A 13,086-nucleotide genomic window follows, 5' to 3' on the forward strand; every position below is an offset into this window, starting at 1 on the left:
AAAAAACCCAGCAATAGCTGGGTTTTTTATTCGCTTATGCTTACTGCATAGGCTGGTCAATGAGTAATGTAAACTGCTCCTTACTATCATTCTTCGCAGCTTTAGCAAGGCTTTGCCATTGCCCTTCTGTTGCTATTCCTGAACGGCTAATGCGAGCTTGCAGTTCTAAATCTGGAAACTGCGCAATAGTCATATTCGCCATCATTGCATCGCTAACCGTTAAGCTTACCTTTGCAGGTAAATCTGCCACAGCTACACGCTTAGCTGCTAATGGCATAGGAGGCCCCGTCTGCGCACGGGCAAAAATAAAGACGGTATCTGTCGCCTCTACTTGCGTTCTAATTTCTGGCGCAAGATCAACGCTGACCTGTATTGCTAATTCACTAGCAAGATTGCTGCCAGGGCTTTTTGCTGGCAATTTTGGTAGCACTGTACCTACTTTGGCTTCTGCAATGATAGGATTTGCAGCCAAAGCTTGTTTGGCACGCTCAATTCCCATTGCAATATCTTCAACACCATTACTATTGGCTGGCAAACCTTTAATCACAGCTGTCCAGGCATCAATGGCTGTTTGGAAGTCACCGACTTCATAGGCTGCAATACCTATTAATCCGAGCATACTGGCGTCATCAGGTGCTTGCTTGAAAACATCATCAGCAGCCTGCTGTAATTTAGCAGTCCACTGTTTGCCATTAGCAAAATACTCAGCTTGCGCCCACTCTACCAGCACATCTACAGGGCGCTCTTCTAAATTATCTAAAACATATTGAAATGCATTAGCGGCTTTTGCTAGCTCACCTTTTTGCAGGTACAGACGTCCTAGGCTATACCAAGCCTCCAATAGATAAGGCTGTACATCAACTAAGCGCTCTAAACGATCAATACGCTGTTCCATACTTTGCGTCTGATCGTCGTTTAGTTCTTTAAACTCAAGAGTTAAGGCAACTGCTTTTTGTGCGCCCCACTTATAATAAAAACCTAAGGCTAAAATCGGCACTAACAACGCCAATACTAATGGTAAACCTATGCCTAAAGGAGTAGCACTTTTCTTTACGGCTTGCGTTTCATTTAATAACTCACGTGAGGCTTCTGTAGCACTAGCTTGATATTGCTCTTGGGTTAAGGATCCTGCTTTTAATTGAGCATCTAACTCAGCTAAATGCTCCTGATAAGAAGCAACATTGAGCGCTGTTCGATCTTCTTCAGCCTGTGATTTACGCACACGTAAAACAGGTAATAAGACAATACCAAGTGCAATTAAAAGCATTACACTGGCTAATAACCAAAATTCAATCATAAGTCATTCTTGCCTTGATTTTGCTGAGCAAGCAAAGCGTTTAAACGCGCCTGCTCTTCAGCTGTTAATTGAGTTTTCTGCCCTGCTGATAACAATGCAGTGTTGCGTTTACGCCGCCATACCACTACGCCAATAGTTAAAAAGCCAATAATGAGCAGAGCAGCTGGGCCGTACCAAAGAATATAGGTTTGCTTATTAATCGCTGGGCGGTAGCGTACAAAATCACCATATCTATCTACCAAATAAGTAACGATTTCATCGTTACTTTGCCCGTCCTCTACCAAGCGATAAACCTCAGCTCGCAAATCAACAGCAATGGGTGCGTTAGAGTCTGCAATATTTTGGTTTTGGCATTTAGGGCAACGAATTTCTTCAGTTAGAGTTTTATAACGTGCGCGATCAGCTTCATTTTCAAACTCATAGGTTTCAATAGAGGCATAAGCACTACCAAACAAAACTAAATTTAAGATCAGGGCTTTCCATAAGCTATTCATTCGTTTAATAACTCCTGATAGATTGGCGCTAGCACTGTGCTCCAATTTTCTTCAGTAATTAAGCCAATGAGCTTATAACGAATAATGCCTTTTTTATCGATTAAGAAGGTTTCTGGTGCACCATATACGCCTAAAGCCAAGCTTAAGGTGCCTTTGGGATCACTAATATTAATCACATAAGGATGCTCATATTCAGTCATCCACTTTTGAATAGTCTCCGAATCTAAATCCTTATAATTGACGCCATAGATAGGCACACCTTGTTTAGATAAGCGGCTTAAAGTGGGTAACTCGTGTAAGCATTCACGACACCAAGTAGCCCACACATTGACTACAGCTGGCTTACCTAAAATAGCTTCTTTGGTAATACGTTTACTTGGTTGGCCTACAGCCGTAAGATCAAACTCAGGAAACGGCTTACCAATTAACGCTGATGGCAAATTGGTCGTGCTGTTATTCATGCCAAAAATGGCCAGCCACGCAAAACCTGCCAAAACAGCAATAATTGCAACTACACCAACAATACGTCCTTTAGGCATGCTTAACCTCTTCTTTCTCCGCTAAACCTAAGCTATCACGCACTTTCGTTTTAATCTTCATACGATAACGGCGGTCAGAAGCTGCAAGTAATCCGCCAAAGGCTGTTAATAATCCACCTAACCAAATCCAGCGTACAAAAGGCTTAACATGCAAGCGCACAGCCCAAGCGCCGTTATCCAAAGGCTCGCCTAAAGCAACGTAGAGATCCTGCACAAAGCCTGCATAAATACCAGCTTCTGTCATTGGCATTTGCTGCACTACATACAAGCGTTTTTCAGGGTGCAGTGTGGTTAGTTCTTTACCATTTTTAATGACACGAATAGTGCCTCTATCGGCAATATAGTTTGGTCCTTCCTTGTGTTTAGCGCCTTCAAAAACAAATTGGAAGTCTTGCACTGTTATGCTTTGTCCAATATCCATGCGCAAATCGCGCTCTTCACTAAATTGTGTTGTCAGCACCATGCCAATACCGCAAATGGCTAACCCCACATGAGCAATATGCATAGCCCAAAAACTACGCCCAAGTGAAGTGATGCCTTTCAATAAACCTTTGTGGCGCGTTTTATCTAAGACATCCCGAATCATTCCGAAAATAATCCAAGCACTTAAAAAGTAAACGGCTAAAACAGCATAGTTAAAATCTTTCAGAACAAAAGCGCCTAGCAATGCCAATACTAAACTCACCACTAATACAGGTGCTAGTAATTGCACAAGCCAAGCAACAGGTGTGTCTTTCCAGCGTGTCACCACGCCAATGGCTACTGCCACCATTAGAATAGCCATTAATGGTAAAAACAAGGCATTAAAATACGGTGGCCCTACTGATAGTTTAGTTTGGTTAATAGCATCCAATATCAGAGGATACAAAGTGCCTAGCAAAATCATTGCTGTTGCAACAACCAGCAAAATATTGTTTACCAGAAGTAAGGTTTCACGCGACCATAAACCAAAGCCAACCTGACTTTTCACAACAGGGGCACGTAACATAAAGAGCAGTAAAGAAGCGCCAACTACCAGCAATAAGAACACTAGAATAAACACGCCACGCTCAGGATCAGCCGCAAAAGCATGCACTGACGTTAATACGCCAGAACGTACTAAGAAAGTACCTAATAAGCTGAGAGAGAAAGCTGTGATTGCCAGCAACACAGTCCAGTTTTTAAAGACACCGCGTTTTTCTGTTACCGCTAATGAGTGAATCAATGCGGTACCTATCAACCAAGGTAAGAATGAGGCATTTTCCACAGGATCCCAGAACCACCAGCCGCCCCAGCCGAGTTCGTAATATGCCCACCAAGAGCCTAGAACGATACCTATGCCTAAAAATGCCCAAGCCACTAATGTCCAAGGACGCGACCAGCGAGCCCAAGCAGCGTCTAACTTACCGCCTAATAACGCGGCAATGGCAAACGCAAAGGCTACTGAGAAGCCTACATAGCCCATATACAGCATAGGTGGATGCACTATTAAGCCAAAATCTTGCAATAATGGATTAAGGTCCCGTCCATCTAAAGGAACCTGAGGCAGTACACGTAAAAATGGATTGGACGTTACAATTAAAAAAGATAAGAAACCAACGCTCACCATCCCCATAATAGAGAGTACACGCGCCAGCATTTCTTCTGGAAGCTGCTTAGAGAAAATAGCGACTGCAAAGGTCCAGCCTGAAAGAATCAGCGCCCATAATAATAAGGAACCTTCATGTGCCCCCCAAACCGCACTGAACTTGTAATACCACGGCAATGCGCTATTGGAGTTCTGTGCTACATAGGCAACGGAAAAGTCATCCGCCATAAAGGACCATGTTAAGCAGCCAAACGAAAACAGTAAGAAAACAAACTGCCCCCAAGCCGCTGGCTGAGCAACACTCATCCAGCGATGGTCATTTTTCCATGCACCAATTAAGGGAATAATGCTCTGAAAGATAGCAATACATAATGCAAGTATTAATCCTAGCTGACCTAGCTCAGGAATAAACAAAGCTGCATCTGAAATCATTTTTTACCCTTCCCTGTTGCAGCGTTATGTTGATCCAGCATGCCTGATTGTTCTAACGCATGAGTTACTTCAGGTGGCATATATTTTTCATCATGCTTGGCTAGTACTTCGCTGGCTTGTAAACTGCCATCTTCTTGTAATTCTCCTAAAGCTACTATGCCCTGCCCTTCACGGAATAAATCAGGCAAAATGCCTTTGTAGCGGATAACAACATCACCTTTGCCATCAGTTACTTCAAAACGCACATTTAAATCATCTTCGCGCTTAACTGAACCTACTTTGACTAAGCCCCCTGCACGAATACGTATATTCTTAGGTGCTTCGCCTTTAACAATTTGCTCGGGAGTGTAGAACAAATTAATGTTTTCTTGTAAAGCGACTAATCCAATGCTGACGGTGGCGATTACACCCAACAAAATAGCCAGTACAATAATTAGACGTTTTTTACGAACTGGATTCACCTTACAGTCTCCCTACGCAACTGACGCGCTGCGCTCTTCAAATACTGACCACGTGAAATAATTGGCAACAGCAGATTGATGATCATCACAGCAAAGGTAATGCCAAAAGCAAGCCATACATAAAAGCCATGGTTACCCATGGCTAAGAAATCTGAAAACGAGGAGAAGTACATTATTTGCCCCCTAATTGCCGGGTAATTTCTTCTTTTACCCAACTGGCACGATGTTCACGGCGTAAAATTTCTAAACGCATACGCATAAACAGGACTACCGTAAAAAAGCAATAAAAGCCAAGCACCATAATCAATAAAGGCAACCACATTTCCATAGGCATTGCCGGTTTTTCTGTAACTGTAAATGTGGCGGGCTGGTGCAATGTGTTCCACCATTCTACGGAGTACTTAATTATGGGAATATTAACTACGCCAACGATAGCTAATACTGCACATGCCTTAGCTGAACTTTCACGGTTAGTAATCGCATAACCCAGTGCAATAATTCCGAAATATAAAAATAATAAAATCAGCATGGCTGTTAGACGGGCATCCCATACCCACCAAGCGCCCCAGGTAGGCTTGCCCCAGATAGCCCCTGTTAAGAGCGCAACAAAAGTCATCCACGCTCCAAATGAAGCTGCTTGCTGGATAGCAACATCAGCAATTTTCATCTTCCAAATTAAGCCAACAGCCCCAGCTATAGCCATCATGATATAAATTGACTGGGCTAAAATTGCACTAGGTACATGAATATAAATAATGCGAAAACTATTGCCCTGTTGATAATCTTCAGGCGCAAAAGCTAAGCCCCACACAGTGCCAGCAGTAAGAAAAATGGCGGCAGCTACGGCAAACCAAGGCAGTAAGCGTCCGCTTATTTGATAAAACCATTTCGGCGAACCGAGCTTATGAAACCATGTCCAATTCATCAGGTTACTCACAACAAAAACAAGGCGACGAAATGCGTCGTCCAACGGTTGAAAGATTATCGTATGTTCGTTTTTTTATTCACTGACACTTATCACTAAGCCTGCAGCAATGGCAAAAGGCGCCAGAGTTATCGTAGCAACTGTTAATGCTGCCATCCATAATAAATAGCCGGCTGTAGGCATACCTTGCAGTGAAGCTTGGACTGCGCCCGTTCCTAAAATTAAAACAGGTATATATAAAGGCAATATTAACAGGGCTAATAAAAGACCACCGCGCTTAAGGCCTACCGTTAAAGCAGCGCCTACCGCACCTAATAAGCTTAAAACTGGAGTTCCCAGCAATAGCGAAACAAGCAGTACACCAATACTCGATGCAGGCAAACCTAGCATAACAGCCAGAACGGGGGATAACAGTACCAATGCCAAACCAGAAAACATCCAATGTGCTAGCACTTTAGCCAATACCAGTGCCGATAGTGAGCGTGAAGATACAACCCATTGTTCTAATGAGCCATCTTCAAAATCACTGCGAAATAAGCCATCTAATGAAAGCAAAACAGCTAATAAAGCCGCAACCCATACCAGACCTGGCGATAACGCACGTAAAAGGTTAGTTTCAGGGCCAACGGCTAAAGGAAATAAAGCCACTACAATCGCAAAAAAAACCAGTGGGTTAGCTAGATCAGAAACGCGACGAAATAACAAACGTGACTCGCGCCAAAACAACGTTGAGAAAACATTACTCATAAATCAGCACCTATTTTTCCTAGATCTAACTCACGAAAACTTGAAGTGCTATGTTCCAAATGATGGTGCGTGGTAAAAATAACCAAACCGCCCTGCTCGCAATGCCTGCACAAATGCCGTTCCAGTTGAGCTACGGCTTGCTTATCTAATGCCGTAAAAGGCTCATCAAGAATCCATAACGGCGCACTTGGCATATATAACCGAGCCAAACTTACACGGCGCTGCTGCCCTGCTGAAAGGGTATAACAAGGCACGTCTTCAAAACCTTTTAAACCTACTGCCGATAGCGCTTGCCAGATTGCCTCACGCGAAACATCAATTTGATGCAAAGCGCACAACCAAGAAAGGTTTTCCTCAGCTGTTAGTAGGCCCTTAATCCCAGTGGCATGCCCAATCCAAAGAATATGCTGTGCCAATTCATCTTTACAGGCACGCAAAGGCTTACCTTTTAATCTAATCACCCCTTCTGTTGGCGCGCGTAGCCCTGCCAACAAACGGAGTAAGCTTGTTTTGCCGCTACCGTTAGGGCCTACAACTTGCAGCATATCGCCTGTATGAACGGAAAAACTGAGCGCTTCAAATAATCGCCGCTCATCACGCTCACAGATTAAATTTTCTGTTTGTAAAAAAACACTGCTCAAAGCGATGCCTTAGTATCAAGAAAAAGGAGGCTTGATTATACACACCCTATTAACTCTAGGTGACAGATCAGCCACAGTTTCTTCTGGAAAACGTTAAAACAGCTCATACAATCTATATTTAGCCTACTCAAAACTACTCACATTTTTTGTGGATTGCCCTGTGCATAACTGTGCCAGATTAAGATTTAAGCAAGTGTTTTTCAGGGCTTGCGGATTTAGCTCACTTTTTAACCAATAAAAAGCCAGCATGCATAGCTGGCTTTTACCCCACTTTTAACTTTATACCGATTTCATATGTACAGTACGCTGCGGAAATGGAATCTCAATACCCGCCTGATCAAAAGCTTCTTTCACCTTTTCCTGCATCGCAAAAAATACAGCCCAGTAATCGGCATTATTCACCCAAAAACGAAAGGATAGGTCAACACTACTTTCACCCAAATTAGCCAGATGAACCACAGGTGCTGTGTCAGTTAAAATACGAGGTTCTTGGCTTGCTAGCTCCAGCATAATTTGCCGTGCTTGCTTAACATCTGCGGCATAATCAATACCTATATTTAGGTAAATTTGACGTGTCGGCATAGCCGAAACATTGACAATGGCGCCATTAGATAACGCCCCATTGGGCAGAATAATTTTCTTGTTATCCCCTGTACGCAATACAGTATGAAAAATCTGTATACTCTCTACCGTACCGGCTTGGCCTTGAGCTTCAATCCAGTCACCTTTACTAAAAGGGCGTAAAAACAAAATCAGCACACCACCAGCAAAATTCCCCAAACTACCTTGTAATGCCATGCCTATAGCCAAACCAGCCGCACCTATGATGGCGATAAAGGAGGTAGTTTGAACACCAACCATACCTGCCACACTAATAATAAGCAAAACGCGCAGCAGCACAGTTAATAACGATGAAATAAAACCAATCAAGGTAACATCATTATTCTTTTTACTTAAAACACTGGTTATTGCAGCTGTTACCTTATTTACTACCCACCAGCCAATCGCCAAAACAATCAAGGCGTAAACCAGTTGTGTGCCATAGCTCATAATTATGGGTAACCATTCATTACTGGCTTGTTCTACTAAACTATCAATTTGATTCATACGACTTCCTTTACGAACAGGAGATTACTTTTACAATAGATATAAACAGCGTCTCAAATACTAAATGAAATTCAACTTAGTTTTCAAAAAGCAGCCATAGCCTTGCCACTTTGCCTAGCCAGTTCAACTGCATCTAGCATTTGGAACTATAATACATTGCTAGTTAATGCATAAAGTGGCTTGTATAGAGTTATAATATATAACATCTTTAACTTGAAACTTTATTAGCTTATTTCTAGATAGCTCACAGTTTTACATTAATATAGAAATAACTCTTTAATTTTAAAGAGATTATCAATAGAATTGACTGTCTTTCTAGGAATGTTGTGCCGCTTTTTCTCTGAACACACCCTGAATACTGAATCAGAAAACTAGAAAAGTTCAAACACTTCCAGTAAAGTACGCGCCAACTTAATAAAACACAAAGGGACTATAACTATTTAAGTCATAGCCCACCAGCTTCCAACCAATAGGAGCATCTTTTATGAAAATGATGAAATGGAGCGTTCTCGCTGTTGCAGTTGCGGCGGCAAGTACTCAAGCAGTAGCTAGCCAACAAGACGAAGCCACAGGTTTCATTGAAGGCAGCAAACTAGATTTAAATACTCGTTTATTCTACTTCGGTGACGAGTTCACTAATAAAAAACAACGCAAAGCTCAAGGCGTAGAAAACAAGTACGCTGACGAGCTAGGCTTAGGCTTCCGCGCTGAATACAAATCAGGCTTTACACAAGGCACTGTAGGCTTCGGTATTGATGCTTGGGGCTTATCAGCTGTACGCTTAGATAGCGGCCGTGGTCGTCATGAAGACCTTTCAGACCGCACTGCTTTCTTCCAAGAAAGAGGCAATGGCAAAGTACGTAACACTTACGGTCAAGCTGGCGGCGCTGTTAAAGCACGTATTTCTAATACCACAGCTAAATACGGTAGTTTCGTAGATATCGACACTCCTGTATTTTCTATGGATGACAGCCGCTTATTACCAGAATCTGCAACTGGCTTCTTTGTAACAAGCGAAGAAATTGAAAACCTAACATTAAACCTAGGTCATTTCACAGCACTTAGCGAGTTCACTGAAACTGACCGCGACAGCTTTGGTCTAGACAAATTAGACATGCTTGGTGGTACTTACAACGTTCTAGAAAACCTAGATGTTAGCTACTACTACTCTCGTGCTAAGTTTAATCAAGCGGTATTAGATAACGCCAAAAAACATTACTTAGGCGCTAACTACGGCTTAGATTTAGGTAATGATCAAGCATTAGATTTCGGTCTAAACTACTACCGTACCAAACTAAACGGTAAATCAGGTCAAGGCCACGCTAAAAATAATGCTTGGAGCTTACAAGGCGCTTACAGCATTGATGCGCACAAATTCACATTAGCGTATCAACGTATGGGTGGCGACACTGGCTATATCTACGGTTACGATGGCGGTGGCTCTATCTACCTAGCTAACGATATCCAAATCAATAGCTTTATCCAAAACAAAGAACGTTCTTGGAAAGCACGTTACGACCTAGATATGGGCAAATTAGCGGGCATTAACGGCCTAAGCTTTGCTGCAATGTATGTTCGTGGTAGCAACATCCACAACGCCCATACTAGCAATGGTAAAAACTGGGAGCGCGATTTAGAAGTAGCTTACACCTTCCAAGAAGGTCCAGCTAAAGATCTAAACATCCGTTTACGCCAAGCTTCTTACCGTGCTTCTAATGGCGCAGCTGCTTCTACTGGCCTAAAAGACATGAACGAAGTACGTCTAATCGTGAACTACCCACTAAGCATTCTGTAATGCAAGTGTGTTAACCACCTAGACACTAAGAAACCCAGCTTCGGCTGGGTTTCTTTTTGCCTAATGATTTTTCTATTGTCAACAATGCGCTACAATCAGCCTATTCTTTTCTTTAACTAAGAACTCATTATGCGTACAACTCAGTATCTACTTTCTACTTTGAAAGAAACTCCTGCTGATGCAGTGGTTATTAGCCACCAGCTTATGCTACGTGCAGGGCTTATCCGTCGTCTAGCTTCTGGCTTATACACTTGGCTACCAATGGGCTTACGTATTCTACGTAAAGCAGAAGCCATAGTACGTGAGGAAATGAATGCAGCTGGTTCTTTGGAAGTGCTTATGCCTGTTATTCAGCCTGCTGAGCTGTGGCAAGAGTCCGGACGCTGGGAGCAATATGGCCCTGAGCTACTTCGTTTAACCGATAGGCATAATCGTGAGTTCTGCGCTGGCCCTACACACGAAGAAGTGATCACCGATCTTGCACGCAATGAATTGAGTAGCTATAAACAATTGCCTGCCAATTTCTATCAAATACAAACTAAGTTTCGTGATGAAATCCGCCCACGCTTCGGTTTAATGCGCGGCCGTGAATTTATTATGAAAGATGCTTACTCATTCCATCTTGACCAAGCTTCTTTGCAAGAAACCTACGACCGCATGCACCAAGCCTACTGCAATATTTTCACCCGTTTAGGCTTAAACTTCCGTCCAGTACAAGCCGATACAGGCTCTATTGGCGGCACCGGCTCTCATGAGTTTCATGTATTAGCTGAATCTGGTGAAGATGATATCGCCTTTAGCGATACATCAAACTATGCTGCCAATATTGAAAAAGCAGAAGCTCTTCCACAGGAAAAAGAACGCCAACCTGCCACTCAAACACTCAGTCTGATTGATACACCAAACTGCAAAACCATTGATGCATTGGTTGAGCAATTTAATCTGGATATTAAAAAAACTATCAAAACACTGATTGTGCGTGCCAGTGAAAAAGGCAAGCTAATTGCCCTTATTGTCCGTGGTGATCACACTTTAAATGAAATTAAAGCAGGCAACTTACCTTCAGTAGCTAGCCCTCTTGAGTTTGCCAGCGATACTGAAATCTTTGCGGCTATTGGTGCTCACCCTGGTTCACTCGGTCCAAAAGACTTAGCTATTGATTGCATTATTGATCGCTCAGTTGCATTGATGAGTGATTTTGCAGCAGGCGCTAACCAAGATGGTAAGCACTATTTTGGCTTAAACTGGGAACGAGATCTTGCTCTACCAACAGTGGCTGATATCCGCAATATTGTGCAAGGCGATCCAAGCCCTGATGGACAAGGCACACTTATCATCAAACGCGGTATTGAAGTAGGCCATATATTCCAGCTAGGTGATAAGTACAGCAAGGCTATGAACTGCACAGTAATGGGTGAAAATGGCAAACCTGTTATCTTAACCATGGGCTGTTATGGCATTGGCGTATCTCGCGTTGTAGCTGCTGCTATTGAGCAAAATAACGATGAGCGCGGAATTATTTGGCCACAAGCGCTAGCACCTTTTCATGTAGCATTAGTACCAATGAAATATGAAAAAGAAGAAGTGCAACTAGCGGCTGACGCACTCTATCAAGGCCTTCTTAATGCCAACATTGAAGTACTTTTTGATGACCGCGATAAAAAAACCAGCCCAGGCGTTAAGTTTGCCGATATGGAATTAATTGGCATCCCGCATCGCCTTGTAGTCAGTGACAAACTCTTAGCAGATGGCGTTTGTGAGTACAAAGACCGTACAGATCAAGAAACTCAGCTTGTCCCACTGGATCAAGTTATTGAGTTTATTAAGCAAAAACTAGCTTAATAAAAAAGCCCAGCTATATGCTGGGCTTTTTTGTGCAACCTATTTATTTTTCCGCCGCTGCTTTTAATCCACGCAAGGTATTAAAAGGTGCATCCACAACAAACTTATTAGCTAACCATGCAGGCACACTGCCACCTGGATCTGTATGCAATTGATATGTCACTTCAACCTTAGTGTCTGACAAAGGCTTTAAGTGCCAACTCCCCTCTACGCTTTGCACGCGCACATAATCACTGTCATTCGGCAAATAAGTTGGCGAGGCTTCAATCTTACGTATATAAGAGCCATCATCCTGCTTGGTTGTTACCAAGTGCAAAATAGAATCACGCTCAGTTACCGGCCAAGGTGCTTTAAAGCGCGTATAAACCCAAGCCTGATTAGCTTCTGACTTTAATAGTTTGCTACTTTTACAATCATGTATCCAATTACAAGACTTCTCAGCATTAGCCTGCTCCGCAACCACACGCTCAATATTGGCATTAATGGTAATGACACTTTTAAATGCCTTATATTTTGAACCGGGAACTTCTTTAAGGTAGATTTTCACTCCATCAGAGTCCTTTGCCAAACTCCACTCTTCTGCTGCTTGAGCCGTTAAAGCAATACAAAAGGTTAGCGCGCTTGTTGTTATTATCTTCTTTATCATACCTACCTCTACGTAAATTATGCTTAATCTGTCATCTGCTCTAACCAACCTATGATTCGCACCGCTTCATCTTGACTAGTACCGCAGTACACTTCCTCTGCTTGATACGCTTGACAAAACTTCGGCCGAGACGGCAAGCCAAATAGCAGGCACAGATTTTGCTCACTTAAGTTTACACAACGCTCCCCAGCCTTTTTGCCATAAGGCATACCTGGCAAAGCACTGTTAATTGATGGCGCTATACAGCAAGCACCACAACCTATACGACATTCCATTTAAGTTACTCAGCATAAATTTTATGCATAGTAAAAAAACATGCCCTTCTACACAATTTAAATCTAAGGGCTCACGCATAAAAAGAACAGATAAACTTTAGATGTATCATTCATGACTAGAGGAGAAAAAGGATTCATAAACAGAAAAATAAGCTTGATTAGCATAGAATATAGACTAAAGCGATTGAGCTGTTACAAAAAAGTTCACTGCCGTTTATCGCATTTAAAAAAGTGAAATCCACTTTTAAAAATCCATCACAAAATTTTTACAAAGTATTAATTATCAAGCACTTAAAATTAATTTCTGATCAAAAATCA

At 42.4% G+C, this 13,086-nt stretch carries 14 protein-coding genes; 2 read left to right on the top strand and 12 right to left on the bottom strand.

Annotated elements, in window-relative coordinates; translation table 11 throughout:
- Positions 1-40 precede the first annotated feature (40 nt).
- The 10 genes from ccmI to VQ643_RS04860 form a co-directional block, all read right to left on the bottom strand.
- The gene (ccmI, locus tag VQ643_RS04815) at positions 41-1,297 is read right to left on the bottom strand and encodes a c-type cytochrome biogenesis protein CcmI (protein ID WP_414198153.1); all 1,257 of its coding nucleotides are present in this window, start codon (positions 1,295-1,297) and stop codon (positions 41-43) included.
- Complete coding sequence (locus VQ643_RS04820) at positions 1,294-1,791, bottom strand: cytochrome c-type biogenesis protein (RefSeq protein ID WP_414198154.1); 498 nt, start codon at positions 1,789-1,791, stop codon at positions 1,294-1,296. Before VQ643_RS04820 ends, ccmI begins: the two co-directional genes overlap by 4 nt.
- Complete coding sequence (locus VQ643_RS04825; RefSeq protein ID WP_414198155.1) at positions 1,788-2,330, bottom strand: DsbE family thiol:disulfide interchange protein; 543 nt, start codon at positions 2,328-2,330, stop codon at positions 1,788-1,790. Before VQ643_RS04825 ends, VQ643_RS04820 begins: the two co-directional genes overlap by 4 nt.
- A complete protein-coding gene (locus VQ643_RS04830; protein ID WP_414198156.1) occupies positions 2,323-4,329 on the bottom strand; it encodes a heme lyase CcmF/NrfE family subunit in 2,007 nt (668 codons plus the stop codon). Before VQ643_RS04830 ends, VQ643_RS04825 begins: the two co-directional genes overlap by 8 nt.
- On the bottom strand, positions 4,326-4,790 hold the full coding sequence (ccmE, locus tag VQ643_RS04835) for a cytochrome c maturation protein CcmE (protein WP_414198157.1): 465 nt from the start codon (positions 4,788-4,790) through the stop codon (positions 4,326-4,328). Before ccmE ends, VQ643_RS04830 begins: the two co-directional genes overlap by 4 nt.
- Positions 4,787-4,963 carry a heme exporter protein CcmD gene (gene ccmD / locus VQ643_RS04840; RefSeq protein ID WP_414198158.1) on the bottom strand — a complete coding sequence of 59 codons (177 nt, stop codon included), beginning with the start codon at positions 4,961-4,963 and terminating at the stop codon, positions 4,787-4,789. Before ccmD ends, ccmE begins: the two co-directional genes overlap by 4 nt.
- Positions 4,963-5,718 (bottom strand): heme ABC transporter permease, encoded by a 756-nt coding sequence (locus VQ643_RS04845; RefSeq protein WP_414198168.1) that lies wholly within the window; start codon positions 5,716-5,718, stop codon positions 4,963-4,965. The genes ccmD and VQ643_RS04845 overlap by 1 nt, the downstream gene beginning before the upstream one ends.
- 72 nt (positions 5,719-5,790) lie before the next feature.
- Positions 5,791-6,462, bottom strand: coding sequence for a heme exporter protein CcmB (ccmB, locus tag VQ643_RS04850; protein ID WP_414198159.1), 672 nt, complete (start codon positions 6,460-6,462; stop codon positions 5,791-5,793).
- Positions 6,459-7,103: a cytochrome c biogenesis heme-transporting ATPase CcmA gene (ccmA, locus tag VQ643_RS04855; RefSeq protein ID WP_414198160.1), complete on the bottom strand. Its 645-nt coding sequence runs from the start codon at positions 7,101-7,103 to the stop codon at positions 6,459-6,461. The genes ccmB and ccmA overlap by 4 nt, the downstream gene beginning before the upstream one ends.
- 279 nt (positions 7,104-7,382) lie before the next feature.
- Complete coding sequence (locus tag VQ643_RS04860; RefSeq protein ID WP_414198161.1) at positions 7,383-8,210, bottom strand: mechanosensitive ion channel family protein; 828 nt, start codon at positions 8,208-8,210, stop codon at positions 7,383-7,385.
- 484 nt (positions 8,211-8,694) lie between these two features.
- Between VQ643_RS04860 and VQ643_RS04865 the strand changes: the two genes are divergently transcribed.
- Complete coding sequence (locus tag VQ643_RS04865) at positions 8,695-10,005, top strand: OprD family outer membrane porin (protein ID WP_414198162.1); 1,311 nt, start codon at positions 8,695-8,697, stop codon at positions 10,003-10,005.
- A 129-nt stretch (positions 10,006-10,134) separates the two neighbouring features.
- Complete coding sequence (locus tag VQ643_RS04870; protein WP_414198163.1) at positions 10,135-11,847, top strand: proline--tRNA ligase; 1,713 nt, start codon at positions 10,135-10,137, stop codon at positions 11,845-11,847.
- Between the two features lie 43 nt (positions 11,848-11,890).
- Here the strand turns inward: VQ643_RS04870 and VQ643_RS04875 are convergent, their stop codons facing one another.
- Positions 11,891-12,493, bottom strand: a complete 603-nt coding sequence (locus tag VQ643_RS04875) for an START domain-containing protein (protein WP_414198164.1) — start codon at positions 12,491-12,493, stop codon at positions 11,891-11,893.
- Positions 12,494-12,516: 23 nt separating this feature from the next.
- A complete protein-coding gene (locus VQ643_RS04880; protein WP_414198166.1) occupies positions 12,517-12,768 on the bottom strand; it encodes a YkgJ family cysteine cluster protein in 252 nt (83 codons plus the stop codon).
- Positions 12,769-13,086: the final 318 nt, after the last annotated feature.

The sequence above is a fragment of the Pseudomonas sp. F1_0610 genome (genome assembly GCF_047470865.1).
In the GTDB taxonomy this organism is placed as follows: domain Bacteria; phylum Pseudomonadota; class Gammaproteobacteria; order Pseudomonadales; family Pseudomonadaceae; genus JAZDRH01.

Bases quoted from the DNA above. Each gene is read 5' to 3' on its own strand.
- VQ643_RS04860 (WP_414198161.1), bottom strand. From the start codon at position 8,210: ATGAATCAAATTGATAGTTTAGTAGAACAAGCCAGTAATGAATGGTTA.
- VQ643_RS04880 (WP_414198166.1), bottom strand. From the start codon at position 12,768: ATGGAATGTCGTATAGGTTGTGGTGCTTGCTGTATAGCGCCATCAATT.
- ccmD (WP_414198158.1), bottom strand. From the start codon at position 4,963: ATGTACTTCTCCTCGTTTTCAGATTTCTTAGCCATGGGTAACCATGGC.
- VQ643_RS04875 (WP_414198164.1), bottom strand. From the start codon at position 12,493: ATGATAAAGAAGATAATAACAACAAGCGCGCTAACCTTTTGTATTGCT.
- VQ643_RS04870 (WP_414198163.1), top strand. From the start codon at position 10,135: ATGCGTACAACTCAGTATCTACTTTCTACTTTGAAAGAAACTCCTGCT.
- ccmI (WP_414198153.1), bottom strand. From the start codon at position 1,297: ATGATTGAATTTTGGTTATTAGCCAGTGTAATGCTTTTAATTGCACTT.
- VQ643_RS04830 (WP_414198156.1), bottom strand. From the start codon at position 4,329: ATGATTTCAGATGCAGCTTTGTTTATTCCTGAGCTAGGTCAGCTAGGA.
- VQ643_RS04820 (WP_414198154.1), bottom strand. From the start codon at position 1,791: ATGAATAGCTTATGGAAAGCCCTGATCTTAAATTTAGTTTTGTTTGGT.
- ccmB (WP_414198159.1), bottom strand. From the start codon at position 6,462: ATGAGTAATGTTTTCTCAACGTTGTTTTGGCGCGAGTCACGTTTGTTA.
- VQ643_RS04865 (WP_414198162.1), top strand. From the start codon at position 8,695: ATGAAAATGATGAAATGGAGCGTTCTCGCTGTTGCAGTTGCGGCGGCA.
- VQ643_RS04825 (WP_414198155.1), bottom strand. From the start codon at position 2,330: ATGCCTAAAGGACGTATTGTTGGTGTAGTTGCAATTATTGCTGTTTTG.